General features: G+C 46.0%; 27 protein-coding genes. 12 read left to right on the top strand and 15 right to left on the bottom strand.

What is annotated here, in order from left to right:
• Positions 1–14: 14 nt before the first annotated feature.
• The 6 genes from LAY41_RS12090 (at position 15) to LAY41_RS12070 (ending at position 6,038) form a co-directional block, all read left to right on the top strand.
• Positions 15–1,391, top strand: a complete 1,377-nt coding sequence (locus LAY41_RS12090) for a cytochrome P450 (protein ID WP_249097756.1) — start codon at positions 15–17, stop codon at positions 1,389–1,391.
• A 65-nt stretch (positions 1,392–1,456) separates the two neighbouring features.
• Positions 1,457–2,251: an LmeA family phospholipid-binding protein gene (locus tag LAY41_RS12085; RefSeq protein ID WP_249097754.1), complete on the top strand. Its 795-nt coding sequence runs from the start codon at positions 1,457–1,459 to the stop codon at positions 2,249–2,251.
• A gap of 116 nt (positions 2,252–2,367) precedes the next feature.
• Positions 2,368–2,811 (top strand): LmeA family phospholipid-binding protein, encoded by a 444-nt coding sequence (locus LAY41_RS12080; RefSeq protein ID WP_249097751.1) that lies wholly within the window; start codon positions 2,368–2,370, stop codon positions 2,809–2,811.
• A 21-nt stretch (positions 2,812–2,832) separates the two neighbouring features.
• Positions 2,833–3,066, top strand: a complete 234-nt coding sequence (locus tag LAY41_RS32605; RefSeq protein WP_420840316.1) for a hypothetical protein — start codon at positions 2,833–2,835, stop codon at positions 3,064–3,066.
• Positions 3,067–3,136: 70 nt separating this feature from the next.
• Positions 3,137–4,831, top strand: coding sequence for a beta-carotene ketolase CrtO (crtO, locus tag LAY41_RS12075; protein WP_249097749.1), 1,695 nt, complete (start codon positions 3,137–3,139; stop codon positions 4,829–4,831).
• Positions 4,832–4,928: 97 nt separating this feature from the next.
• Positions 4,929–6,038 carry a saccharopine dehydrogenase family protein gene (locus LAY41_RS12070; RefSeq protein ID WP_249097746.1) on the top strand — a complete coding sequence of 370 codons (1,110 nt, stop codon included), beginning with the start codon at positions 4,929–4,931 and terminating at the stop codon, positions 6,036–6,038.
• 431 nt (positions 6,039–6,469) lie between these two features.
• Here LAY41_RS12070 and LAY41_RS12065 read toward each other — a convergent pair whose 3' ends face one another.
• The 3 genes from LAY41_RS12065 to psbP form a co-directional block, all read right to left on the bottom strand.
• Complete coding sequence (locus LAY41_RS12065; RefSeq protein ID WP_249097744.1) at positions 6,470–7,285, bottom strand: cobyrinic acid a,c-diamide synthase; 816 nt, start codon at positions 7,283–7,285, stop codon at positions 6,470–6,472.
• A 23-nt stretch (positions 7,286–7,308) separates the two neighbouring features.
• Positions 7,309–7,932 (bottom strand): Maf family protein, encoded by a 624-nt coding sequence (locus tag LAY41_RS12060; RefSeq protein ID WP_249097742.1) that lies wholly within the window; start codon positions 7,930–7,932, stop codon positions 7,309–7,311.
• A 250-nt stretch (positions 7,933–8,182) separates the two neighbouring features.
• The gene (psbP, locus tag LAY41_RS12055) at positions 8,183–8,722 is read right to left on the bottom strand and encodes a photosystem II reaction center PsbP (protein WP_249097855.1); all 540 of its coding nucleotides are present in this window, start codon (positions 8,720–8,722) and stop codon (positions 8,183–8,185) included.
• Between the two features lie 232 nt (positions 8,723–8,954).
• Between psbP and LAY41_RS12050 the strand changes: the two genes are divergently transcribed.
• On the top strand, positions 8,955–9,584 hold the full coding sequence (locus LAY41_RS12050; RefSeq protein WP_249097740.1) for a hypothetical protein: 630 nt from the start codon (positions 8,955–8,957) through the stop codon (positions 9,582–9,584).
• A 7-nt stretch (positions 9,585–9,591) separates the two neighbouring features.
• Entirely contained in the window at positions 9,592–10,767 is a 1,176-nt protein-coding gene (locus tag LAY41_RS12045) for a hypothetical protein (RefSeq protein WP_249097738.1), read from the top strand.
• A gap of 110 nt (positions 10,768–10,877) precedes the next feature.
• Here LAY41_RS12045 and LAY41_RS12040 read toward each other — a convergent pair whose 3' ends face one another.
• The 9 genes from LAY41_RS12040 to ispF form a co-directional block, all read right to left on the bottom strand.
• Positions 10,878–11,459: a hypothetical protein gene (locus LAY41_RS12040; protein WP_249097736.1), complete on the bottom strand. Its 582-nt coding sequence runs from the start codon at positions 11,457–11,459 to the stop codon at positions 10,878–10,880.
• 330 nt (positions 11,460–11,789) lie between these two features.
• On the bottom strand, positions 11,790–12,572 hold the full coding sequence (gene larB, locus LAY41_RS12035; RefSeq protein ID WP_249097734.1) for a nickel pincer cofactor biosynthesis protein LarB: 783 nt from the start codon (positions 12,570–12,572) through the stop codon (positions 11,790–11,792).
• 168 nt (positions 12,573–12,740) lie between these two features.
• On the bottom strand, positions 12,741–13,691 hold the full coding sequence (locus LAY41_RS12030; RefSeq protein ID WP_249097732.1) for a Uma2 family endonuclease: 951 nt from the start codon (positions 13,689–13,691) through the stop codon (positions 12,741–12,743).
• Between the two features lie 366 nt (positions 13,692–14,057).
• On the bottom strand, positions 14,058–14,189 hold the full coding sequence (locus LAY41_RS32265) for a hypothetical protein (RefSeq protein WP_275974095.1): 132 nt from the start codon (positions 14,187–14,189) through the stop codon (positions 14,058–14,060).
• Between the two features lie 254 nt (positions 14,190–14,443).
• Entirely contained in the window at positions 14,444–16,237 is a 1,794-nt protein-coding gene (locus LAY41_RS12025; RefSeq protein ID WP_249097730.1) for an ABC transporter substrate-binding protein, read from the bottom strand.
• 78 nt (positions 16,238–16,315) lie between these two features.
• The gene (locus tag LAY41_RS12020) at positions 16,316–18,103 is read right to left on the bottom strand and encodes an ABC transporter substrate-binding protein (RefSeq protein WP_249097853.1); all 1,788 of its coding nucleotides are present in this window, start codon (positions 18,101–18,103) and stop codon (positions 16,316–16,318) included.
• A 30-nt stretch (positions 18,104–18,133) separates the two neighbouring features.
• Positions 18,134–18,730, bottom strand: a complete 597-nt coding sequence (locus LAY41_RS12015; protein ID WP_249097727.1) for a PIN domain-containing protein — start codon at positions 18,728–18,730, stop codon at positions 18,134–18,136.
• A gap of 5 nt (positions 18,731–18,735) precedes the next feature.
• Positions 18,736–19,257: a hypothetical protein gene (locus LAY41_RS12010; RefSeq protein WP_249097724.1), complete on the bottom strand. Its 522-nt coding sequence runs from the start codon at positions 19,255–19,257 to the stop codon at positions 18,736–18,738.
• A 56-nt stretch (positions 19,258–19,313) separates the two neighbouring features.
• Positions 19,314–19,796 carry a 2-C-methyl-D-erythritol 2,4-cyclodiphosphate synthase gene (gene ispF / locus LAY41_RS12005; RefSeq protein WP_249097721.1) on the bottom strand — a complete coding sequence of 161 codons (483 nt, stop codon included), beginning with the start codon at positions 19,794–19,796 and terminating at the stop codon, positions 19,314–19,316.
• Between ispF and LAY41_RS12000 the strand changes: the two genes are divergently transcribed.
• Positions 19,789–19,971, top strand: coding sequence for a hypothetical protein (locus LAY41_RS12000; protein ID WP_249097719.1), 183 nt, complete (start codon positions 19,789–19,791; stop codon positions 19,969–19,971). The two genes, ispF and LAY41_RS12000, sit on opposite strands and share 8 nt — an antisense overlap.
• A gap of 78 nt (positions 19,972–20,049) precedes the next feature.
• On the opposite strand, the gene LAY41_RS11995 is transcribed toward LAY41_RS12000, so the two are convergent.
• Entirely contained in the window at positions 20,050–21,066 is a 1,017-nt protein-coding gene (locus LAY41_RS11995; protein WP_249097716.1) for a DUF1517 domain-containing protein, read from the bottom strand.
• Positions 21,067–21,098: 32 nt separating this feature from the next.
• A complete protein-coding gene (trmD, locus tag LAY41_RS11990) occupies positions 21,099–21,875 on the bottom strand; it encodes a tRNA (guanosine(37)-N1)-methyltransferase TrmD (protein WP_249097851.1) in 777 nt (258 codons plus the stop codon).
• A 265-nt stretch (positions 21,876–22,140) separates the two neighbouring features.
• On the opposite strand from trmD, the gene LAY41_RS11985 reads away from it, so the two are divergent.
• The 3 genes from LAY41_RS11985 (at position 22,141) to cphA (ending at position 26,083) form a co-directional block, all read left to right on the top strand.
• On the top strand, positions 22,141–22,998 hold the full coding sequence (locus tag LAY41_RS11985; RefSeq protein ID WP_249097714.1) for a cyanophycinase: 858 nt from the start codon (positions 22,141–22,143) through the stop codon (positions 22,996–22,998).
• A complete protein-coding gene (locus LAY41_RS11980) occupies positions 22,991–23,215 on the top strand; it encodes a hypothetical protein (RefSeq protein ID WP_249097712.1) in 225 nt (74 codons plus the stop codon). The genes LAY41_RS11985 and LAY41_RS11980 overlap by 8 nt, the downstream gene beginning before the upstream one ends.
• A gap of 174 nt (positions 23,216–23,389) precedes the next feature.
• Positions 23,390–26,083, top strand: a complete 2,694-nt coding sequence (cphA, locus tag LAY41_RS11975) for a cyanophycin synthetase (RefSeq protein ID WP_249097708.1) — start codon at positions 23,390–23,392, stop codon at positions 26,081–26,083.
• A 142-nt stretch (positions 26,084–26,225) separates the two neighbouring features.
• Here the strand turns inward: cphA and tatA are convergent, their stop codons facing one another.
• On the bottom strand, positions 26,226–26,423 hold the full coding sequence (tatA, locus tag LAY41_RS11970) for a twin-arginine translocase TatA/TatE family subunit (protein ID WP_249097706.1): 198 nt from the start codon (positions 26,421–26,423) through the stop codon (positions 26,226–26,228).
• Positions 26,424–26,713: the final 290 nt, after the last annotated feature.

The raw sequence follows: 26,713 nt of genomic DNA, 5'->3' as shown, positions 1-26,713 counted from the left end.
AACTAAAATTCTCTATGAGACTACCTGAAGGCCCGAAAACTCCTGAAATTGTACAGTTGCTGCAATGGGTCGCTAGCCCGTTGACATTGATGGATGATTGTGCTAAAAAATACGGCGAAATTTTCACGCTGCGGGTGGGCGAAAATTGTAATCCCATCGTCTTTTTAAGCAACCCACAGGCAATTAAAGAAGTTTTTACAGCCGATTACAAACAGTTTGACAGCGGGCCAGCGAACGAGTTGGCAAAACCGATACTCGGACAGTATTCGCTGATGTTGATGGATGGCGATCGCCACCGCAGAGAACGCCAGTTATTGATGCCTCCATTTCACGGCGAACGGATGCGAACCTACGGTCAGCTAATTCAAGATATCGCGCTTGCAGTTACCAAAGAGTGGCAGATCGGTAAAACATTCTCAGTTCGCGAGGTGATGCAAGAGATTTCCCTGCGCGTAATCTTACAAGCAGTGTTTGGTTTGCAAGAAGGAATCCGCAGTCAACAACTGCGGCAACTTTTGTCAGAAATGCTGGATGAGATAAGTTCTCCCTTGAATTCCGCTTTGCTTTTCTTTCCGTCACTGCAAAAAGATTTAGGCTTGTGGAGTCCGTGGGGTCGCTTCCTGCGTCGCCAGCAGGAAATTAGCAAACTCCTCTATGCGGAAATTAGCGAACGTCGAGAAAAACCAGATCCATCCCGCACAGACATCCTCTCTTTACTCATGTCTGCACGGGATGAAAACGATCGACCAATGACAGATGCAGAATTGCACGACGAATTGCGATCGCTTTTAGTCGCCGGACACGAAACTACAGCCACATCCTTAGCTTGGGCACTATATTCAATTCACCACGTACCCGGCGTACTCGACAAGCTGCTGCAAGAAATAGATAGCCTTGGCGACCACACAGACCCTGCTGCTTTCGCCAAACTGCCCTATCTTACAGCTGTTTGCAACGAAACCCTGCGAATTTATCCAATTCTGTTTATCACGTTTGGCAGAATTGCCAAATCTCCCATAGAAATTATGGGTCATTTGTTTGAACCAGGTACACAGTTAGCTCCCTGTATTTATTTAACTCACCGGCGCGAAGATATATATCCAGAACCAGATAAATTTAAACCAGAACGCTTTCTAGAACGCCAGTTTTCCCCCTACGAATATTTCCCCTTTGGAGGAGGTAATCGTCGCTGTCTCGGTATAGCATTGGCAGCATTTGAAATGAAACTGGTGCTGGGAACAATACTGTCGCGCTGGCAACTGGCACTTGCCGATAAACGTCCAGTTCGACCTATACGTCGAGGCTTTACATTAGGCCCATCTGGCGGCGTGCGGATGGTTGTTTGCGATCGGCGTTATCGGAAATCTAGAATCATGGAAACTACTGTTTAGCTGAAAAATAAACAAAAGATAGATAACTGCAAAAGATTTCCTATGTCGCCATGCAGATAAATTAATTGACGCGATCGCGTAAAGTGGCCAAATATATGCGATCGGGAGACTACATCATGACGCGAGACAAGGAACCCTGGCTGGAAGAAGAAGTACTTTCTGCCGCAGCAGAAATAGGGGTAATTAGCCAATTGGATAAAGTAGAGGACGTCAATGTAGATGTCCGAACCAATCTGCTTAATATCGTTCAAGGACAAGCGGATTCAGTTTCATTTGCAGGCCAAGGTTTGGAAATCCAAAAAGACATCCGCGTGCAGGAAGTACAAGTACAAACAGGTCGGATTTCAATTAATCCTTTAAGCGCTCTTTTTGGTGAAATTAAACTTAATCATCCGACCGATGCCGCTATCCGCGTTGTCCTAACAGAAGAAGATATCAACCTCTCTCTCAACTCCGACTACATCCGCAGCAAGTTGCCACCTTTAGACCTGGATGTAAATGGTCAAATTATCACCCTGGAATTGCAACACATCGAGATTCACCTACCAGGTAACGGTCAGATAAAATGCAGCGGAAAAGTTATCCTGCACGAGGGCAATTCTCGACAGTTAGACTTCATTGCTTTGCTTTACCCGCGCACTTCTTCGCAGCCGTTGTTACTAGAGGCGTTCCACTGCACGCCGGGAAATGGCATTTCACTGGAATTAATTTTGGCTTTGATGTTGAAGTTCAAGGAACTGCTGAATTTACCTTACTATGAATTGGAAGGAAGTGCGTTTCGCGTCAAGGATATGGAAGTGCAAAAAGGCAGCTTAATGGTGATGGCGGAAGCCTACATCAGACAAATACCGTCGATGTAAGTGTGGGGCTATCTTTAGATAGATAATCGCTCATAAATTCTTCTGCCGGGATGCAGATTCCCTGCTCTGTACCGACCGCCTAAAGTTAGAGAGTTACTTTGATAAAAAATGCTAAAATGGCAGCAAATCAACCAGGGCTAGGTGAGCAAGCACTCAGTAAGGCAGCGGAAATTGGCCTTTCCAGTCAACTGAATGAAGGTCAACCCATGACCGTTAACACCGAAAAAGTCGAGTTCCGTCTACCCGGTGAAGGAAAATTTAGCTTGAACGCTACTATTCGCTTACAAGAAACGGGCGAAACCAAGCAAACAGGCTTCACTGCTATACCTCGTATGAAGGAAGGCGGAAACCGCATCTCCCTTGAGGAAGTTCAGTACGTGGAAGGGAAAGATTTATCGCCAGAACTAACTAACGCGCTGTTAGAAAAGTCCAGCGAATTGTTGGATCTCCGTAACTTTGAAATGGAAGGAATGTCGCTGCGCCTGAAGGGTTTGGATGTGCAAAAGAGCAAACTGACCCTGCAAGCAGAAGCTCTTGTAAAAGAGTTTCCTTCAGCGTAAAGGTGATTGGGGGACTGGTCAGTGGTCAGTGGTCAGTGGTCAGTGGTCAGTGGTCAGTGGTCAGTGGTCAGTGGTCAGTGGTCAGTGGTCAGTAGTCAGTGGTCAGTGGTCAGTAGTCAGTTGTCAGTGGTCAGTTGTCAGTGGTCAGTTGTCAGTGGTCAAGAAAATTTCTCCCTCTGCCCCTCTGCCCCTCTGCCCCTCTGCCCCTCTGCCCCTCTGCCCCTAGCCCCTAGCTGTTTACGGCAATCTCTCTAATTGGACAGATTCTTTACAATTTGTAATTTTTTTAAGATAGGGAAGCTCGAAATCTAGCGGAGTTGCATAAATGGAAACTTATGATGTTGTAATCATTGGTGCAGGCCACAATGGGCTGGTTTGCGCCGCTTATTTGCTCAAAGCTGGATATAGCGTGTTACTACTAGAAAAACGTCCCGTTCCTGGCGGCGCGGCAACAACCGAGGAAGCATTGCCGAAAGAGGCACCCGGTTTTCACTTCAACCTGTGCGCGATCGATCACGAATTCATCCACCTGGGCCCAGTCATTGAGGAATTAGAACTGGAAAAGTACGGTCTGGAGTACCTTTTCTGCGATCCAGTCGTCTTTTGTCCTCATCCAGATGGTAAATACTTTTTGGGTCACAGATCCGTTGAAAAAACCTGTGCGGAAATTGCCCGCTATAATGAGCGCGACGCTAAAAAATATGCAGAATACACAGACTTCTGGCAGCGTGTGATCGGCGCGATGATTCCCATGTTCAATGCGCCGCCAAAGTCAATTATAGATATTGTTGGCAACTACGACTTGAAAAAGCTGCAAGATTTATTTTCCGTAATCGGTGGCCCGGACAAGACGCTAGATTTTATTCGCACAATGCTAACCAGCGCTGAGGATGTCATCAACGAGTGGTTTGATTCCGAGTTTCTCAAAGCGCCACTGGCACGATTAGCATCCGAACTCGGTGCGCCTCCCTCCCAAAAAAGCATTGCTGTGGGTGCGATCATGATGGCAATGCGCCATAATCCCGGCATGGCAAGACCTAGAGGTGGCACCGGGGCGCTCGTAAAGGCGTTAGTCAATTTAGTGACAAGCTTAGGCGGAAAAATACTCACTGACCAGCACGTTGAGAAGATTTTGGTGGACGATGGAAGGGCTGTGGGAGTCCGAGTTGGTGGTGGCAGGGAATACCGCGCAACCAAAGGTATTATTTCTAACATTGATGCCAAGCGCCTGTTCTTGCAATTGGTGGATGAAAGCGATGTGAATACTGCCGACCCAAATTTAAAGGAGCGCTTAGAACGTCGGATTGTCAACAATAACGAAACCATCCTCAAAATTGATTTGGCGATGGATGAACCGCTGCGCTTTGTGCATCACGACCACAAAGATGAGTACTTGATCGGTTCTGTGCTGATTGCTGACTCTGTGAGACAGGTGGAAATTGCACACAGCGACCCGTCTGTTGGCAAGATTCCGCTGGAAGATCCTTCTATGTATTTGGTTCAGCCGACGATGCTAGACCCGTCGATGGCTCCCCCTGGCAAACATACGGTTTGGATTGAATATTTTGCTCCTTATCAAATTGCTGGTGCGGAGGGGACTGGTTTACACGGTACTGGCTGGACGGATGACCTGAAAAATAAAGTGGCCGATCGCGTCATTGACAAGCTGGCAGATTATGCGCCAAATGTCAAGACAGCTACGATCGCACGTCGCGTGGAAAGTCCCGCCGAACTGGGAGAGCGTCTGGGGGCATATAAAGGTAACTACTACCACATCGATATGACCCTAGATCAGATGGTATTCTTCCGTCCCTTACCCGAATTGGCTAATTACAAAACGCCGATCGAAGGGCTGTTTCTCACGGGGGCGGGAACTCATCCCGGCGGTTCAATTTCGGGGATGCCGGGACGCAACGCAGCTCGCGTCTTCTTGCACGCACAGCAGCCTCTCACCCAAACTCTAAAGGATGCGGGAAATTCTTTGAAGTCAACGGTAGCCTCGGTCTTCAAAACCTCTTGAAGGTAATTTACTCACCAGAAGAAAAGTCATCCTTCCTAATGATGGCGAGGATGACTTAAATTTGCTCCACTGAGGTAAAAGAGATCAATTTTTACAAATGACTGATAGAGTTTTAATTGTAGGTGGAAGCGGACGGATAGGCAGCAGCGTTGCTGCGGATCTGGTTGCTCATACTAAGGCAGAAATTACTATTACTGGGCGGGACTCAGCTGCTGGGGAAGCGGTGGCTGAAATGCTTGGGTCGCAAGTGCAGTTTCTGAGTTTGGATTTGGCGGATAAGGAGGGGTTGCGAAATGCGATCGCATCTGCCAACATCGCCATCCACTGTGCTGGGCCATTTCATTACCGCGATGCCAATGTTCTCAAAACTTGCATCGAACAAGGTGTCAATTATCTAGATGTCAGCGATCATCGTTCTTTTACTATCAAAGCACTGAACTATAAATCTGCTGCCGAAAAAGCCGGAATAACTGCGATCGTTAATACGGGGATTTTTCCCGGTATTTCTAACAGCATCGTGCGTCAGGGTGTGGAACAATTGGATGAGGCAGAACGCATTCACCTTAGTTATGTGGTGTCTGGTTCTGGTGGCGCTGGAATTACGGTGATGCGGACGACATTTTTAGGTTTGCAAAATCCGTTTGAAGCATGGATAGATGGGAAGTGGCAGACGGTGAAGCCATATAGCGATCGCGAAGCTGTTGAATTCCCATCTCCTTACGATCGCAATGGCGTCTACTGGTACGATATGCCAGAAACTTTCACTTTGCCCGACACTTTTTCTGTCAAAACAGTTATTACAAAATTCGGTTCTGTTCCCGACTTTTACAATTACCTAACTTGGTGGGTTGCCAAAGTTTGGCCGTCCAGCTGGATAAAGAATCCAAACGTTATCGAGTTTTTAGCTAATGTCAGCCATAAAATGACTAATTTTACCGATCGCTTCAGCGGCATTGGCGTAGCAATTCGTTCTGAAGTCACCGGAAAAAAAGATGGAAAATCATCTATTTTATGTTCGACTTTGGTACATGAAAATACAGCCGTAGCCGCTGGTTACGGCACTGGTAGCCTAGCCCAGCTAATGCTTGAAGGAAAACTGAAAAAACCCGGTGTTTGGCCTGTGGAACAGGCGCTGCCAACCGATTTATTTGAACAAACAATGGAAAGCCGAGGGGTAACGATTCAGCAAGAGTGGCTGTCGCACTAACCCTGTCATTCAATTTTGGATTATCCCCCGACTTAAAGTTGGGGATTGACACCTTTTTGGTCACTCTTGGAGGCATTCGCAGTAGACCTCTTGAAAAAGCGATCGCCATAAGTCATATTATCTCCGGTTGCATCGTTAGTACATAAGTGATATCGTCAAATTGTCTGTTGTCATCGTTGGTTAAATTTTTACCGCAGATGAAGATAGATGAACGCAGATGAACGCAGATAAGAATAATCACACAAATTTTTTAGGTAACAGATGCTACCGGACATAATATAGCAACCGCCAGGGCGGTAAGGGCATCCTAAAACGCCAGAACCAATTCACAGCAAGCATTTCACTTTTGACTTTTGAATGAATGACTTTTGCTATATCATCAGGGTTTTCGCCAACCATATAAATCTTCCCAATCCTCTAATTCACGAGCCTTACAGACCAACAGATTCAAGATTTTGGGTGAAAATACCTTCTTGTTCCGGCTGAAAAATATATTCATAATCAAACTCTAAGGATTGGGGATGACGAATTATTGAAAAACCAAAATCGCTGACTGCATTTGCGGTAAAAGTAGGCATGACTAGCTCGATTACTTTGTCTTCCTCTATGTTAGGTTCTTGGACAAAATAATCATGCTTTTCAAAAAAAACTCTTTCGTGTTTGGGAGTAACTATGCCGTTAATTTTGTGTGCATTTTGAATGGGTTTGATATAGGTTTTAATAAAACTAGCTGGGAATTTTTGTAATTCAGATAATCTTTCTTGCTGCGCCCAACTCATTTGAAAGATCATTTTAAGCAGCTCAAAACCTAAAATATAATTGAAAACGCTACTTTTTTCTTTTGGATTAATCACCAATCGTAAAGCAGATTCTAAATACAGATTGGGCTGTTCTCGTAAATCTTGAGATGAATGTATAAAAAACTGCCTTACATAGGGTTTTAACAGGGCTTTATTTAACTCGGTTTTCAAGTTAAATCTTCTTAAATATTTTTGAACTTGGTGTTGAGTGTCTCTGTCTTGCAGCATTCGCCAAACTAAACCATCTGCGGTATATTCGTCTAAAAAATCCGCTTGCATTTCTGGTGCAGATGCACAGAGGAGATGACACAAGGACAAAACATAACGGCGTTCTTCCCAAGGCAAACTTTCCGCCCATTTTCTAGCAAGTGGAGGGAGTTTCTCAAAAAGAGTGTCTGATTGAATTTCCTGTAACCTGGATGAGCTTCTAGATTTAGGTTTAGTCATAATGCTTTGGCTCATAACTTATTTTAGTCAAGTGACTGCCAGAAGTTTGTGACATCGTACTCTAATTCGCCCAGCATCTCCCGCAGTAGGGGCATACTCAGACCGATGACGTTGGAGTGACAGCCTTCGATTTTCTCAATGAACAAACTTCCTTTGCCTTCAAGGGCGAAGCAGCCAGCGCAGTTCAAAGGTTCGCCGCTGGCAACGTAAGCTTCAATTTGGCGATCGCTTGCATTGGCAAAGTAAACCCGTGTCACCTGACATCGCACTAAGGTTTTGCCTTGTTTTTGGTCAATTAAAGCATGACCAGTGTAGAGGTCGCCTACTCCACCGCGCATCATTTGCCAACGTGCGATCGCTTCCGAGGCGTCAGCTGGTTTGCCGTGAATCTCGCCTGCTAGAGACAAAACCGAATCACAACCTAACAATAACGCATCGGCAAATTGAGATGCCACAGTTTCTGCCTTCCGCTGCGCTAAAGTTTGAACCAGTTCTACCGGATCGCTGAGATCGACTTGGGACTCATCAAAGTCGCTTGGACAGACCACTGCTTCGATCCCAGCAGTTTGCAACAGGCGACGGCGGGCAGGCGAGGCAGAAGCTAATACCAATTTTGGATTTGGGATTTGGGATTTTGGATTGACCATTCAATTGCCAATTATCAACTGTTATTTTTCATCTGTCAAAAGTCAGAAGTCTTTGGTTAGTTTCTAATGACCAATGACTAATGACCACTGACCACTGACCACTGACCACTGACCAATAACGCAAGTTGCTAGTTATATAGTTGAGGCTGATATTAGGTACGTTGTTGCGCTTTAGCGCTCTTATCCCAGTTGTAATAAGAGCGCTAAAGCGCAACAACATACCCAGAAAGCAAGTAACTAGCAACTTGAGTTAATAAACAGAGAACGAATCAATGATTTGCTGGAACTGATTCTTCACTTTTGCCCAGCGCTTTTCTGTAGTGGATACGTTAAAAGTATAGAGTTTGCCGCGACTGATGACAACGCTGGCTAAATTATGCCGTGACTGGGCTGGCAATTTGACGATATATTCCAAAAGGTAGTAAATTTTACCACCGCCTTCTCGCGCCTCGGCATTCACCAATTCTGCTTCGCGTCCAGATCCGGAAGGAGCGATCGCACTTTTTGACAGTTTGTATCCTACCTCACCAGGAGTGCCCAGATCGCTGAGAGTTTTGCTCGTCTCAAGTGGACTAATCACAACGCTGACGTTCTCGCTTTGCTCAATCAAATCGTGGAGTACCACATTCGGGCCATTTGAGGCGTTGTATGGAATCCAGCCATTAGGATAGAGGAATTGGTATCCATCATAGCTATTGATATAGCTTTTCAACCCGACAACCCCTCCAAGGCAACCCGTCAGAGTCAAGCTAAGCACGACTAAAAGTACCGCTGCGATTCGTTTGAGCATCTCTACATATTTTCCTTCGGCAGTGCGATTATATTGTCTCATTTATCTGACGCGATCGCTGTTGACGCCCATCACCATAGAAGAGGGGGACTCTAGGCGCAGAGGAGCAACCCCACCCCCAACCCCTCCCCGTCGCACGGGGAGGGGAGAAGAGGGGGAGAAAAATTTTCATCCTTAATTTTTCATTTCCATCACCTACGATCAATTACTAATTACCAAAAAGTAAAAATCTATGTTGACAACTACCGAAATCCGATGGTTTTATTCCGGTACGCTACCAGCAGAGATTCAAGATTGGTTCAATACCGATGCGCTAGGCGAACATCACCATCCGCCAGAAGAACGGGAAGATGTGTATTTGCACATTCCTGAGTGTGAATACTTAGGAATCAAGCTACGCCAGAAGCGTCTGGAAATCAAATTGCGAAAAGCCGAATTGGATGCGCTGCGTTTTGGAGATAATTGGGAGGGTAAAGCAGAGAAATGGGTGAAGTGGAGTTGCGAAGATCCGACCGCAGAAAGTTTGATACCAGTAGATTTGGTAAAGAAAGCGCCGTGGATAAATGTCAAGAAGGTGCGATCGCAACGTAAGTATCAAGTCTCCTGCGATACCTCCTTAATATCGGTGCCAGTCGATCGCGCGATCGATCGCGCCTGTAACGTAGAAATAACTCAGTTGAATATCCACGACAATGCTTGGTGGAGTCTTGCCTTTGAAGCATATGGGGAAGATACCAACCTAATCGATAATATTAAAGCTGTAGCAAGTTGGTTACTCAAAAGTTATCCCCTCTTCAAATTGCAAACTCAAGATTCTTACGCCTATCCCAAATGGCTTGCTATTTCTCAACCTGAAATCTAAAATACCTATGAGTGTTATTGCATTGCTGATTTTGCTCACCTTTGGTTCAGCCATTCCTCTTGGTTTAGCCTTGTGGCTGAAAAAGCGCTACAAAAAAACCAAATTTATCCTATTTGCCATAACCGGATTATTTATCCTCACTCAAACTAGCATTTGGCTGTATGATTTTAGCGGAATGCAGGCAAACAGCCATTACCTTCAACTTAAAACTTTTTTAAACCAACCGTTCACTGGGTTAAGCCAAGTTGGTTTGTCACGGAGTAAAGGCATTATTGCCCTTTCGTATATGGCTGAGGGATTGGTAAGTTATGCAATTCAAAAACCAGATAAGCAGAAAGAAATTATTTCCTTGTTAGAAAAAGCAATTAAAATAGCCCTTCACCCAGATATTTCACCTTACCCAAATATTAACAAAGTTTCTGATTGGGGTGAAGAAGGATTATACCTGAGTCATCTGAATGTTATCTTAGGATCTTATCAAAGATTGTCACGCAATCGCAAATATTTGCCACTCAATCGCACCATCTCTCAATACCTTGCAAAAAAAATTATCAGCGAACCGCAACATAATATCAGGTCTTACGAAAAAGCTCAAGATAGGTGGCCAGCGGACAATGCAGTTACATTATATTCATTGTATTTATTCGATCGAAACAACAACACGCAAATCAGTCAAATGCCAATCAAGCAATGGCTAGAATATATGGAAACCAAAGGAAATGAACCGAAAACAAAACTGCCTTACTCCGAACTTACCGGACTTGAAAAATATTCCAAATACCCACGTGGTTGTGCATTGTCCTGGACAGCCAAATACATGGGTGATTTTGCTCCCAAACAGACAAGAGAACTTTGGCATAATTACAAACAGTATTACTATAAAAATTTTCTCATTGTTTCTGGTTTCAGGGAATATCCTCCTCATGCTAATATTAAGCCAGATGGCGATTCTGGCCCGATCGTTTTTGGTATCGGTGCGGGTGCTACAGGACTGGCACTTAATGGTTCCAAATCTGTCGGAGATTACCTGACTTATTATCAGGTAAATAATGCAATCCGATTTATAGATATAGTAGCTAACATTCTATCATCTTTGGGTGACCCAAAGTGGGAAAAGCTTTCACAAGATGTATTGGCGACATCTATTCGGTTTAATGCAGAAACCAAAGTTCCCTGGTACTAATATTCAGGTAAGCTATCCTCCTTAACGGAGATGGAATAATAAATTTTCCCCCTCCCCGTGGCGGGGAGGGGGTTAGGGGGTGGGGTTCTCTTGGACTTTTGCAATATTGTCTAATCTTCAATTTTCCAAAACCAATTGTCTTTTAATTTCCTAACTTCCAGATAGGGAGAATTACCAGAAGGCTTGACAGTTATATCTTTATTATCCGACCTGTAAACAAAACCTGTCTTCCTATTTCCCAAAACTGCTAAATCGCTACAAAAGAAAATACTATTTGTATTAGCCTGTTTTGTAATGCTAATTTTTCTATTAGGACAACCAACTAGATGACGATACTGGCAGGGAAGTATTACTTCCGAGACAACTTGACCGGGAGGAGTTTCTATTTCTCCCGATTTTACCATTGCCACTACTTCTTCAAAGGCTTTCAAGTGAGTATTGAATGTTTCGCGGGTAGGGTTGGCGGGAATAGTAAGCAGGATTAATATCATAGTTATTATAGTCAAGGAAAAAGGTACGATCGCTTTTCGTAAGTTATGCTTAACTTGGATAAATACGTAAATCGGCCAAAGGAATAAGAAAGTCCAAAATAAAAGCGTATCACTTATACCTTTTTTCAGTACCGCCAAGCTAATAACCAATAAAATAGAGAAGACAATTAAAAAAAATATCGCTCGGAGAATGGCAGTCAAAATTATCCGATACTCTTCTATTAAAGAGCCCGATTGAGTTATGGCTGGATTCGTTGAAAAGTAAGTCGGCCAGTAAAATAAGAATATCAAAAAGGCAAAATTTATCCAGAACAAGGATACAAACTCGCCCAGGTAACATTTAAATATCCTAAATATAAGTTCCAAACAGCAAAAGACAAGTAAAATCAATGAGATGAGCGAAACTTTTGATTGCTGAGGCAAATTTCTGAGGTTTTGCATAACGATCGCACAAATGGGTACGTAGTTGCGCTAAAGCGCTCTTATCCGTAAGTAGTTGCGCTTTAGCGCTAAAGCGCAACTACTTACCTATTATTTCTTCCCAACATTCAATTTATGTGCAGTCCGAAGAATTTGTCCAGCTAAAATCGCCGCACCAAAACCATTGTCAATATTGACAACGGCTACTCCCGCTGCACAAGAATTGAGCATTGTCAACAAAGGAGCGAGGCCACCAAAACTCGCGCCGTAGCCTATACTGGTGGGAACTGCGATCGTCGGAGAATCTGCCAAACCGGCAACTACACTGGGTAAAGCGCCTTCCATACCAGCGACGACGATTAACACATTGCATTCATCAATGACTTGGCGATTACTCAGCAAGCGGTGGATACCGGAAACGCCGACATCCCAGAGGCGTTGCACCCGGAAGCCAGATAGTTCTGCTGTGACAGCTGCCTCTTCTGCGACGGGTAAATCGGCTGTTCCCGCTGAGAGAATGCCGATGATGCCGGAGTGCTGGGGTTCTAAGGTGGGTGGGGAAATGGCGCAAATTCGTGCAGTTGAAAAGTATTGCAAATCGGGAATCTTTTCTTGCAGTTGAGCATAAACTGCCGGTTCGATGCGGGTTGCCATCACGACTGGATTGTGCTGGCGCATCACCTCTATAATTTGTACAATTTGATCGGGAGTTTTACCGAGTCCCCAAATCACTTCTGGGAAACCAGTACGCAGGCGACGGTGATGATCGATACGAGCGAAATCTCCAACAGGCTCAAAGTCAAAGTGCTTTAGTTTGTCGAGGGCTGCGTCTGGGCTGACTTCACCCGCAGCGACGGCTTGCAGCAGATTACGTAAAATTTCAGGTTGGGTCACGGGATATATTTTAGGCTTTCTTATCTACGATCTTAAGTTCCGTGCGATCGCTTCCCGAAGCAGTCATAAGCTTTCGCGCATCTAAGTTTTATAAATGGGCGAGCAAGATGCCCGCTCCACAAGAGTTTCACAAATTGCGACCCTAAAAAATAGATGCGCCACAGCTTATCACTCTGAAGAAATCTGCCTAACTTCTTCCACAGTCAAACTAAGGGCTGAAGCTACCTGCTCCACACTCAACCCCATAGCCAACAACCGGGGGATAGAATCCCTTCGTGCTTGTTCGGTAGAGGCGAGTGTCTGTTCTGCACTTTCGGCCCTTTGCCGCTCTTGTTCGGCCCTTTGCCGCTCTTGTTCGGCCTTTTGCCGCTCTTGTTCAGCCTTTTGCCGCTCTTGTTCGGCCTTTTGCCGCTCTTGTTCAGCCCGTAAACTTTCGAGTTCGGCTCTTTCAGCACCAGTCAGCAACAAATTGCCTTGGAGATCCCACCATCTCAACCAGAGAAAGTTTTGGTTTTGATAGTTTCCGTGCCACAGTCCCAATTCTACACCTAAGTGCGCGATCGGATAATGACCCCGTTCGTTGGGAGACATTTTCTCAAAAAACCCGTTCACAAGGTTGTAGACTTCTAAGTTGCCGTTGGCGACTTCATAGATGCCGTAGTAGGGAACTCGCACGATGCGTTCGTACACCCAAAACTTCCCCGGTCTGGTGACTTCATTACCAGAATAAGATAAAGATGTGCGATCGCGTTCTTCTGTACCATCCCCACTAGCAAACTCCAAAATAATTAATGGAGCCATGAATTCCCGCCACAGCACGTAGGAACGACGAATCTCACCATTTACCAGAGGCGGTACATTCGGTACGTAGAACCAATCTGGCGCTTCTGCGCCTTTTTCTGGAGGCTCAGTTTCTCGCCAATAAATGCCGCCGTTTTGTCCGATCGCATATTGTCCATCAGGATGCAGCTGCTGCAAAACCGGGCCTAAAGAATCTGTCAGAATAATACTTTGAGGATGCTCCTGAAAATTTTTCACAAAAGTACCGTCTGACTCCGGTAATTGCGTGTAGTCGGGAAAAGGAGGAGGCAATTCGATTCGAGTGGATATCTCAGTCATAGGGCAGCTACCTTAACCCTTAATCTTTCTCTATTTTCTCATAAATTTCAGTTAAATATGGGATGATATCAAGTCCGGTGGCATCGTTAGTACATGAGTGAGTTCGTCAAATTGTCTATTGTCATCGTTGGTTAAATTTTTACCGCAGATGAACGCAGATTAACGCAGATAGGAATGAGCGCACGAATTTTTTGGGTTACCGATGCGTAAGCGCACTTTACTTATCTAACGCAAGTTGCTAGTTATAAGCATACTGGGTTTCGATCCCCCTAAATCCCCCTTAAAAAGGGGGACTTTAAATCCGGTTCCCCCCTTTTTAAGGGGGGTTAGGGGGGATCGAACCGACAATATTTGTAACTAGCAACTTTACTTATCTACAATTTTAAGTTCCTGGATGTTCCACAATCCCCAACTGGGTAAGCCGGTGTATTTGAGTCCTGAAACGCGATCGCGCACCGCCATCAAAGCAGTTTCATTAACTAAGTGAATGACGGGCAATTGTGACTGAACAATGCGCTGAAATTCACCGTAAATAGCTTTGCGCTTAGTTTCATCAAATTCTCGCGCACCTTCGGCAAAAAGACGATCGATTTCTAAAGAGTCAATGCCAGTAAAACTGAGAGCAACCGACGCAGGTTAGGGAAGATAGAATAAATCATAGTGCAATGTCACGTAGGGGCACGCACTCGCGTTCGCCCCTACAAGCTAAAAAGACACCAAGAAGTATTAGTGAATCGGCGATCTAGAGCTAATTACTCATTTACTTTCAGTTCGTAAAAATTCCAGAATGCGCCACCAAGGGCAGAGAATTTGAGGTTTTGGATGCGATCGCGCACCGCCTCAAAGGAGAGCTTATTCACCAGATGAATGAATGGCAATTCTTCTTGGACGATTTGCTGAAATTGGGCATAGATAGCCTTACGCTTGGTCTCATCGAATTCTTGAGATCCTTCAATAAAAAGGCGGTCAATTTCCTTCTCCCAGTCAGAAATTTCCCAACCCTGAATAGGGGTATCTCCCAGTTCCGCGCCTTGGTTGAATTGGTGTAATCGTCCGTTACTTAACCAAATATTGGAGCCATTGTGAGGTTCCACCCCTCCTCCACCAAACCCACCAACATAACACTCCCAACTGCGATTTTGCAGTTTTTCGATCACCACGTTGAAAGCGATAACTTGCAGATCGGCTTGAATCCCAATCTGGCGGAGATCTTGTTTGATTTGGACTGCCATATTTACCCGGCTTTGATCCTCTGCTTTAACAAGCATGGTAAATCGCACTTGGTTGCCTTCCGCATCCAGCAGCTGTCCTTGGGAATTGTATTTAAAACCGGCTCCCAAAAGCAGTTGTTTAGCTTTATTGGGATTGTAGTCGTAGACCTTTAACCCCTGTTCGGGAGAAAGGTAGTAAGGACTTTTGAAATAAATAGGGGAATTCTGTAGTTCACCCATTCCCCGAAAGATGTTTTCTTTCATACGCTGGCGATCGATCGCATAGGCGACTGCCTGTCGAAATTCCTTGGTATTAAACCAGCTAGACTTGATTGGGTCTACGAATGGCTTATTTTTGGAATTACGAGCTTTGTTGAGATTAAAACTCACAAAAAGTGTGGTAGAGTCCGGCCCACCGTTGTAGATCGTAAAACGCCCCCGCTTTTCTTCTCGCTTCAGCAGCGGAAACGCCTCCGGAGACAAATCTAGACTATCCAACTGCCCAGAGCGAAAATTCATTAATTGATTATCGGTGTTTTCAATAATTTGTAAAACAACGCGCTCAATATAAGGTTGCGGATTCCCCTCTGCATCCTTTCGCCAATAGTAAGGGTTGCGTTGGAATACGACTCGCTCACTGGAGGCGTAGCTTTCCATTTTGTAGGAGCCGTTGCTAATAATTTCTTTGGGGTTGGTATCGATTCCCCAAGTCGAAATAAACTTGGGATTTCCATTTGCCTCGGTGCTTTGGACGGACTTCTGTAAAGCATGGGCGGGCAAAATTGGCAGTCCTCCTATGTTTCTCAAAAAGGGGACAAAGGGTTCCGGCACAGTAAATTCTATTCGGCGCTCATCCAGCTTTTTCACTGTTGGGAAAGCACGGCTGGTGCCAACTCGAAGACTATCTTTGATGTCTGTGGGAATTTTTGGGTTGAGATATACGTCCCGATATGTAAATATCACGTCATCGACGGTGAGCGGTTCACCATCTGACCACTTCAACCCGTTTTTCAGTGTAAAGACAATCCTTTTCTTATCTTCAGAGATTTCCCAAGTCTCGGCTAGTGCAGGCTCTAGCTTTCCATCTAGGGCGTAATTTTCTGTGAGCAATCCGTCGTAGATATAGCCAAAAACGCTGAACGCTGACTGATTCTGCGTTATGTTAAAAGTTTGTGGCCCGCTGGGAGAGGCAAAAACTAATTGGGGTACTTGAGCGGCTTTGGTTTTAAATTGGGTTGGGTTGCAGCTGGTGAGTGCTAGAGCCTGAATACACGCCAGTAAAACTAAAAACCAACGACACCGAGTAACGATCGAGAAAGTATTAGTAGAGAGCATATTGTAATTTCACGCTTGTTTTTTCACATAATCAGACCTAGTATCTACAGCCCAGGATAATCTTGGGAATTGTTTAGGCTATTTCTGTTCTATTTTGAGTTCCTGAATGTTCCAGAGCAATCCCCCAAGCCCGGAGTACTTCACACCTTGGATTTCATTGCGTACAGCAGCCAGAGAAAGCGGATTGACTAAATAAATCAAAGGCAAATACTCTTGACTAAGGCGTTGCGTTTGAGCGTAGATGGCTTTGCGTTTTACTTCGTCTAATTCCTTTGCCCCTTCGATGTAGAGACGACCAATTTCCGCTTCCCAATCAGCAACCTCTCGACCAATAATGGGGGATTGGTTCGGTTGTGGTTTTTGATTGAAGACGTGCAATCCCCCATCAGGAGCCCAGACATTTGCGCCATCATTCGGCTCAACTCCTCCAGTAAAGCCTCCAAAATAACACTCCCAATCAAAGCTGTTACCCAGTTTTTCTCCCAACGTACCGAAGTCAATCAAACTCAAATCTACTTGAATGCCGATTTTGCTCAAATCTTGCTTAATTTGGGCTCCTAGTGCTTCAGCGGTTCTACTGCCACTACTGCTTAGCAGCGTGAAGCGGACTCGATTACCGTTAGCATCGAGTAATTGTCCTCGATCGTTATATTTAAATCCGGCTCCTAATAATAATTGCTTTGCCTTTTCTGGATTGTAATCATAAACTTTTAACCCTTCTTGGGGAGAAAGGTAGTAGGGGCTTTGCACGGAAATAGGGGTATTTTGCGTTTTCCCTATGCCTCGAAAAATGTTATCGATCAAGGTTTGGCGATCGATCGCATAGGCAACTGCCTGCCTAAATTCCACCGTATTAAACCAACGAGATTTGATTTGATTTACAAGTGGAGTTCCGTCCTTTTTCTTACCTTTATTAAGATTGAAGGCAATAAAACTCGTGCCGGATGAAGGCCCGCCATCATAAATAGTGAAATCACCGCGTTTTTCTTCACGTTTGAGCAAGGAAAAGGTTAGGGGAGATACGCCCAGCATATCCAGCCCCCCAGAGCGAAATTGCAATAATGCTGTATCGGTGTTTTCCACAATTTGCCAGATGAAACGTTCAATGTAAGGCATGGGATTTCCTTGTGCATCTTTGCGCCAATAGTAGGGGTTTCGCTCGAATACAACTCGCTCGTTAGTCTGGTAACTAGCCATGCGATAAGGGCCATTAACAACAATTTTTGCTGGCTTTGTATCTACACCCCACATCGAAATAAACTTAGGTTTGCCTTCTGAGTCAAGAGTTTTGACGGATTCTCTCAAGCTATGAGCTGGCATAATTGCTAATCCGGTGGTGCGTAAGAATGGGGCAAATGGTTCTGGTATAGTAAACTCAACTCGACGAGTATCGAGCTTTCGCACCTTTGGCAGGGCACCACTTTCTCCTATTTTAAGAACGTCTCTGAAATCGGTAGGAATCTTTCCATTAAGGTAGATGTCGTTGTAGCTAAAAACAACGTCGTCTGCTGTCAGCGGCTCACCATCTGACCACTTCAGGCCCTCGCGCAGGGTAAAAATAATCCGCAGCTTATCTTCAGAAATTTGCCACGTTTCGGCTAGAGCGGGCTCAATTGCTCCCGTGACGCCGTTTTCACCAATTAGCCCCTCGTAAATGAAACCAAAAACATTTGGTGATGCTTGGTTGAGGGCGTAGTTGAAGGTTTTTGGATCGCCCACGGTACTGGTAACTAATTGTGGTACTTGGGCTGCTTGACTTTTAAGTAGATTTGGGTTACAGGATGAAAGTGCGATCGCGCTTATTGCTGCCAAGCTTACCGCCAACCACCGTCGCCAATTAGCAATACTAATATCAAAAATTCTCATCATTATTTTATATACAATAAATTGCCAGCTTTACTGCGATCGTAACCAACCCAGGAAGTCTTGCGTGCGGCTGAAATAATCCTCCACGCCAACATCCCGTAAAGCCTGTTGAACTACCAATGTACCAAAATCTCTAGTATTGCCGCTCAGAAACACTTTAACTTGAGTAGGGTGCGATCGCGCGTGTCCCAAGATGCAGTGTAAAATCAAGTTATCTGTACCGTCTTGAATCAGACCTGGCAGCAAACTTTCCCGAAGCATATCGGCAGTTAATGGAAACAACTCTGCTTTTGTTGCCAAGTTGTCAAGAGCTTGAAGCAGACGCGCTTTTACCTCCTTTGCTAGCTCCATATATTGAGGGAGCGCTTGTTCTAAGTGGAAAGCGACAGAGCGAGCGTAGGACGAGGAAAGATTTCGCTGCGCCTCGTTGATCTGAATTTTTAGATCTTGCTCGAAACGTTTGCGGTACTTTTGCTCCTCCTGCAACACTGAGACTGCTTCCAGGCAGCAAATGCTTGGTATGGCTATATTTACTGATGAGGGTAGATTCAGCAACAACCTCTCTGCTTCGGGATCTTGTCCTTTAGCAATACTCAGCGGAAAGTTAGTTTCAACGTACAGAATCATACTACTTAAAGTAAAGTATCACGCGGATAATAATATCTCAAAACTATGTATCTCAACTTGGGATCGATTCTAATTTCTACTTCAAATTGTTCTTTTCCATCTTTAAGCAATGGTAATAAACCGATGGCTGCTATCTGTTCTTCTGCTGGGGGTTTGTCTGACTTCCAGTGGGAAACTAAATCTCTCAACCACGACTCTGCTAAGGCACTTAAGTAATCTCCAGATATATATTCATCAGAGACTTTAAGGCCATAATGACCAAGCACTTCGGCTGTATTAAGAGTGCAAACAGGTTCGGATAAATTGTCACTGTCCCACTTGAAAATCTTAATGTTTTCCAATTCAATAAACATGACAAAAGGAATGGCTCCATTCCCAGCTTTTAGCCACGAAATGACTTCATAAATATCGCGATATAGTTCTCTTTTCACTTTGCCTTGAGCTAACAAAACTATTCGTTCCTCGCTGTCCAGTATGGTGATGTCAGGAACGATATGCTTTATAACTGACAATTCTTCGGTGTTCATATTACTGCTAAACTCCGTAGAAGGTAGGAAGGACGAAAGTCCTTACCACAAACATATCATTCAGCAGCTACCAGCAAGGCTACGGCATAAGCTGCAATTCCTTCTTCCCTTCCTTCTGGGCCTAATTTTTCGTTTGTGGTGGCTTTGATGCCAATTTGGTCAGGTTCTAATTCTAGAATACTGGCGATGCGATCGCGCATCTTGGTAATATGCGGCTTCAATTTCGGACGTTCCGCCACTACTACCGAGTCAATATTCCCCACCCGCCAGCCTTTATCTAACACCAATTTGTTCACCTGACTCAACAAAACCAGACTATCTGCACCAGCCCATTTCTCATCCGTCGGCGGAAAATAATGACCGATATCCCCCAGACTTAACGCACCCAGCATCGCATCCATAATCGCATGAGTCAGCACATCCGCATCGCTATGTCCCAGCAAACCCAATTCGTGGGGAATCTCTACCCCTCCCAAAATTAAACGCCGTCCAGCAACCAGTCGGTGAATATCGTAGCCATTTCCAATCCGAATGTTCATTTTTTTGTCAGTTGTCAGTTGTCAGTGGTCAGTGGTCAGTGGTCAGTGGTCAGTTGTCAGTTGTCAGTTGTCAGTTGTCAGTGGTCAGTTGTCAGTTGTCAGTGGTCAGTTGTCAGTGGTCAGTTGTCAGTTGTCAGTTGTCAGTTGTCAGTTGTCAGTTGTCATTGGTCATTAGGAAAGGGAAGATTTTAGATTGTCGGTTTAAAATTTATTTATTGGTAATTTACAATCTAAAATCTAAAAAGCCCATCGATCAAACAATTTTCATCAAATTTGCGTACTCAGTCAACAACTCGTCGTAGCTGAGACTTTCTGTTTCCGACTGGGGAGTCCAAAGCAACTCAAATACGGTCAAATATTCGGGCGGTGTGGCAGCAATTCGCTCAAGGGCTGCCTTTAAATCTTGTGATGAATAAACATTTACAAACAGCGGACGGTCATCTTCCGTGCCAATTAGCAAAGTTACCACAATGTATGAACCAGGTTCTGCATTCTGGTCGGGATTTATGTCTTTTTGCCGGATTTTGCCTTCTACATTTGTGATAGTTTCGGAGCTAAATTTGCTGCGTTCCTCAATGGAAAACTTATTAAAAATTGTCTGCGCTTCTTCTCTGGTGCGAAGAGTTTTGGAAATGGCCGATACGTGCGTCCAGTTTTCGGGCGAGCGCAATAACGCCAAAGCTGATTCTTGCACCAATTCCGACAGTCCCTCCGGCGTACCAGTATCTATACTGAGGCTTAATTCTGATAGTTCTTTTTGAATTGCACGCGCTTGCGCCAGCAGTCCCACCTGAATTTTGCTGATAGTGACAATGTTATTGTCTAGTTCTTTGTTGCCTGTGGGAAAGTCATTGGTAGTTTGAGCAGAATTTCTGGTGCTGTTCTGAATTGCGTAGATAATGAACAGCACGATTATTAAGATCATTAACCCAAATAAAGATGGGAAAACCCATCCCCATCCCGAATAGAAATAAATTCCACCTGACCTGTAACCACCACCATAGACAGGAGTGGAATTGTAATAACTACCGCCAGATGAACCACGATTATTGTTACTTCTGGAGGGCGAAGAAGAACCGCCATTCGATCTAGAAGGGCGACTGAAGGAACCGCCGCCACTGCGTCCGCCACTTTTTTTGGCGTAAGCTTCTTGCTGAATATTTAGATTGGTGACCAGCTGACGATCGGCCCTGGGAATTTCTACAACAGTGTTTAATAAAAGAAACGCAGTTGCTGTAGTCCAGAGTAACCGAGATTTAAGAAGCCGCATGATTTGTCTACCTTTCTCGAAAGTCTACCCAGCTAGTTGTGCGATCGATCTTCATTCTGCTCCTGATTTATGTGAGATGATTGTTCTTTGAGGCCAAAACTGGTAATCTCAGTTTGAGAACCTTTACTTTCTGACCACCTTCCAAATAAATCGGGACGGCGATCGCGCGTTCTGACGATCTGCTGCTCTTGACGCCACTTTTCAATCTTACCATGATCGCCAGATAGCAAGACTTCTGGGACTTTCAGCCCCCGAAAGTCAGCTGGACGAGTGTACTGGGGATAGTCTAACAACCCAGCCTCAAAACTCTCTGCTTTCAAAGACTCTTCCTTACCCACTGTTCCTTTTAACAACCGCACTGTACCATTAATCAGGGCTAGTGCCGGAATTTCCCCACAAGTCAGCACAAAATCTCCCAAAGACACCTCGCGGGTAACCAAATGCAGCACCCGTTCATCGACACCCTCGTAATGTCCGCAGATCACAACCAGTTGGTCGTAATTGGTAGCCAATTCTCGCAACAGCGGCTGATTCAGTGTTTGACCTTGGGGTGTCATTAAAATAACATCGCGTCTAGGTAAAACTGGCAGTGACTCGACAGCGGCAAAAATCGGTTCTGGCTTCATCAGCATCCCGACACCGCCGCCGTAAGTTTCGTCATCCACCCGGTGATGCTTATCCGTGGTAAAATCTCTGGGATTGACTAGATGGACTTGGGCAATCTGTTTGGCGAGGGCTTTACCTAGCAGCCCCGAACTCAGCCCAGAGGTGAAAAAATCTGGAAACAGGGTAACAATGTCAAATCGCACTTTGATTCGCTCAACAGGCAGGTCATATCCATCGTAGGTACACTGACTCACAACATCCAGGGTACACAGAGAGTATTCTGTATAAAGGCGGTCACATTTCTCAATTATTGTTTAATAATCTGTTTAATAATCTGGCATTATGCGTTAATGGTTAAGCTCCAGAGCCAGAACCAGAAGAGTCTTGAGGAATGACTTACAGGGGTAACTGGAGTCAAAGTAGGGCGTAGTTTCGACGCCCGCCCCACCGCACGAGAAGAGTAACACGATGCTGCAATTAGAATATCAAACCTTGGAACCCAGGAAACCCCAACTGACTAAAAGCGCAATCATGGTGATTGGCGGCGCAGAAGACAAAATTCACGGACGCGAGATCCTGCACACTTTCTTTAGTCGTGCTGGGTCAGAAAACGCCCAAATCGCCATAGTACCATCGGCTTCGAGAGAACCGGCGATCATTGGCGAACGATATCGCGCTATCTTCACGGAAATGGGTGCCAAAAGGATAGAGTTGTTAGATATTCGCGATCGCCAGCAGTGTGAAGACCCCACCATCAACGAGTATCTGGAAGTATGTACGGGCGTATTTCTGACGGGTGGCGACCAATTGCGGTTGTGTGGGTTGCTAGCAGATACAGCTTTGATGGAAAAATTACGCCTAGCCGTGTGGCAGGGTAAGATAACGCTAGCTGGCACCAGTGCTGGGGCGGCAGTGATGGGTCATCACATGATTGCCGGTGGGGGTAGCGGCGAATGTCCCAATCGTTCTTTAGTGGATATGGCGACAGGGCTGGCTATTATACCAGAGGTTATTGTAGATCAACACTTTCACAACCGCAATCGCATGGCTCGGCTGATGAGCGCGATCGCAGCTCATCCAGACCGGCTGGGCATCGGCATTGATGAAGATACCTGCGCCCTCTTTGAAAGAGATGGTATCATCCAGGTGTTGGGTAAAGGCACCGTTACGATTATCGATCCAGGAGAGATCACCTATACCAACCATAGCCAAGTGGGAGCCACCGATCCGATCGGTATTTGCAATATGCGCCTCCACATACTCAGTTACGGCGATCGCTATGATATGCGCCAGCGGCAAATCATTCCAGTTACCATCAATGGTTAGTGATCTTGGGAAGCAGGGGAGCAGAGGAGCAGAGGAGCAGAGGGGCAGAGGAGCAGAGGAGCAGAGGAGCAGAGGAGCAGAGGAGCAGAGGAGCAGAGGAGCAAGAGAATTTGTTAACTCAACACTCAAAACTCTCATATGTCCAATTCCCCATTCCCAATCCCCAATTCCCCATTCCCTATGCCCATATCTGCTCCTTATTGCTGAGCTACTGTAGTATTTTTAACATTGGCCGCCAAACTTCTTCATTAGGATGGATGGGAGGCCAGTAATAGAGAGATAAAAATGTTCGTTACGAACAGTTTAATAACGCTTACCAATAGGAAACTAGATAGTTGCTTTCATTGCTTTCATTGCTCGCTAGCTGCCATAATGACCCTCGGATACTGCCATGAAAATTCTTAAAATCCAGACGTTACGCGGTCCAAATTACTGGAGCATTAGACGGCACAAACTGGTCGTGATGCGTCTCGATTTAGAGGAGCTTTCCGAACGACCGTCGAATCTGATTCCTGGCTTCTACGAGGGATTGGTACAAGTGCTACCGACGATCGAAGAACACTTCTGTTCTCCTGGGTGTAGAGGCGGGTTCCTCAGCCGAGTTCGAGAGGGCACGATGATGGGACACATTATCGAGCACGTAGCCCTCGAACTCCAAGAACTGGCAGGTATGAAGGTAGGATTCGGTCGCACCCGCGAAACCAACACCCCCGGCATTTACCAAGTAGTAATTGAATATAAAGACGAACAAGCGGGTCGCTACGCTGCAAGAGCGGCAGTGCGCCTGTGTCAGAGCATTATAGAAACAGGCACATATCCTCAAGAGGAATTAGAACAAGACCTCCAAGACCTGCGGGAAATGTTCTCAGATGCGTCCTTGGGGCCTAGTACAGAAACGATCGTCAAAGAAGCAGAGGCGCGGGGAATACCCTGGATGTCTTTGAGCGCTCGCGCCTTGGTGCAATTCGGCTACGGGATACACCTAAAGCGGTTGCAGGCGACTCTGAGCGGCAACACCAGTATTTTAGGCGTAGAGCTAGCGTCAGATAAAGAAAGCACCAAACAGATTCTGCGGGAAGCTGGAGTGCCCGTCCCTCGCGGCACCGTCATCAATTATCTCAACGATCTAGAAGACGCCATTAAAGATCTTGGCGGCTACCCAATTGTGATTAAGCCCCTAGATGGCAATCACGGTCGGGGAATTACGATCGACATCACCACTTGGGAACAAGCCGAAGCAGGCTACGATGCCGCTAAAGAAGTTTCCAAATCCGTGATCGTGGAACGCTACTATCAAGGGCGCGACCACCGGGTATTGGTGGTCAACGGCAAAGTGGTCGCCGTCTCCGAACGAGTGCCAGCGCATGTGGTAGGAAATGGTAAATCTACGATCGCAGAATTGATCGAAGAAACCAATCAAGACCCGAATCGCGGCGAAGGCCACGATAACATTCTCACCAAAATTACCCTAGACCGCACCAGCTGGCAATTGTTGGAGCGGCAGGGATACACCCTGGAAACAGTGGTGGAGGCAGGTCAAATCTGTTACCTGCGGGCAACGGCAAATCTCAGTACGGGCGGGATAGCAGTCGATCGCACCGACGACATCCATCCCGAAAATATCTGGCTGGCCCAGCGGGTAGCCAAAATTATCGGTTTGGATATCGCCGGAATAGATGTAGTCACCCCCGATATCACCAAGCCTTTAGGAGAAATGGATGGCGTCATCGTCGAAGTGAACGCCGCACCGGGATTTCGGATGCACGTTGCGCCCAGCGTGGGAATTGCGCGGAATGTAGCCGCACCAGTCCTAGATATGCTCTTTCCCCCCGGCACACCCTCTCGCATCCCCATCGTGGCAGTCACGGGTACGAACGGCAAAACCACCACGACCCGACTGCTAGCTCATATTTACAAGAGTACGGGTGTGACAGTCGGCTACACAACCACCGACGCCACCTACATCGGCGATTACCTCGTCCAAAAAGGCGACAATACCGGGCCCCAAAGCGCCCAGCTAATTCTGCAAGACCCGACAGTGGAAGTGGCAATCCTGGAAAGTGCCAGGGGTGGGATTTTGCGATCGGGCCTGGGCTTTGACGCTTCTGATGTGGGCGTAGTGCTGAATGTGGCGGCGGATCACCTGGGCATTGGCGATATCGACACAGTAGAACAATTAGCCAACCTCAAAGGCGTGGTGGCAGAAGCAGTTCTGCCCAAAGGTTATGCTGTGTTGAATGCAGACGACCCCCTGGTGGCGGAGATAGCAAAGCGGGTCAAGGCTCAGATTGCTTACTTCACCATGAATCCAGAAAACCCCCTCGTGAAGGAACACACCAACAAGGGAGGTGTGGCGGCAGTCTATGAAAACGGCTATTTGTCGATTTTAAAGGGAGATTGGACGCTGCGAATTGAGCAGGCGGTGAATGTGCCTCTGACAATGGCAGCGCGGGCTCCATTTATGATTGCCAATGCCCTGGCGGCTAGTTTGGCGGCATTTGTGCAGGGAGTCGAGATGGAGGTAATTCGCACCGCGCTCAAGACTTTCCGGGCTTCGGTAGATCAAACGCCGGGACGGATGAATATCTTCAATTTGGGCAAATATCACGCTTTGGTGGATTATGCCCACAATCCCCACAGCTACGAAGCCCTGAGCGGTTTTGTCCGCAACTGGCCGGGTGAGCGAATCGGTGTGGTGGGAGGCCCAGGCGATCGCCGCGATGAAGATTTCGTGATGCTGGGCAAACTGGCAGCAGAAATGTTCGATCGCATCATCATCAAAGAAGACGACGATACGCGGGGACGCACTCGCGGAGACGCCGCAACCTTGATTGTCAAAGGCATCCAGCAAGCTAAACCAGAAGCCCGTTATGAAGCAATTCTCGATGAGATAACAGCCATCAACACAGCTTTAGATGGCGCTTCCGCAAACAGCTTGGTGGTGATATTACCCGAAAGTGTCACTCGCGCGATCGGTATGATCGAGACCCGCAATCCATTACCCGATCGCCAACAGCAACCAGCTGCGGTAGACTCGCCAAATACCATCAAACCTTCTGTAGCCAATCAAGTTTCAGGCATCTAAACGCCACAACAACAAACCCAAGAAACCCGGTTTCTCCAAGAAACCGGGTTTCTGAGTGTTCAGCGCTTTGTAGCTTTGTAGGTTGTGTTGAGGCACGAAACCCAACAAATGCGTTGAGTTTCTCAACCCTATAAAAACATTTTTATTTCTTTTCTCCTCCCCCCCTCTCCCCCTCAGACTCTGGTGAATCTGAATCTTCTTCAGGCTTTTTAAACTCATCCTTAAAACCGCGCAAAGTCTTAGCCAAAGCAGTACCAACTTCAGGAATTTTCTTAGGGCCAAAAATCAGAATAGCAACTAAAGCAACGATCCCCAATTCGGGCAATCCTAAACCAAACATATATTACTCCTACATATATTCAGTAATTTTCTTACTAAAGCAATGATACCCTGTCCGAACGATCGCCCATAATAAAACTTTCCTGGCACGTAGTTGCGCTTCAGCGCTCTTGTCTTGGCACGTAGTTGCGCTTCAGCGCTCTTGGCACGTAGTTGCGCTTCAGCGCTCTTGTCTTGGCACGTAGTTGCGCTTCAGCGCTCTTGGTACGTTGTTGCGCTTCAGCGCTCTTGGCACGTAGTTGCGCTTCAGCGCTCTTGGTACGTAGTTGCGCTTCAGCGCTCTTTAAGATA

The sequence above is a fragment of the Argonema galeatum A003/A1 genome (genome assembly GCF_023333595.1).
In the GTDB taxonomy this organism is placed as follows: Bacteria; Cyanobacteriota; Cyanobacteriia; order Cyanobacteriales; family Aerosakkonemataceae; genus Argonema; species Argonema galeatum.
This window is presented reverse-complemented; position numbering and strand designations above follow the sequence as displayed.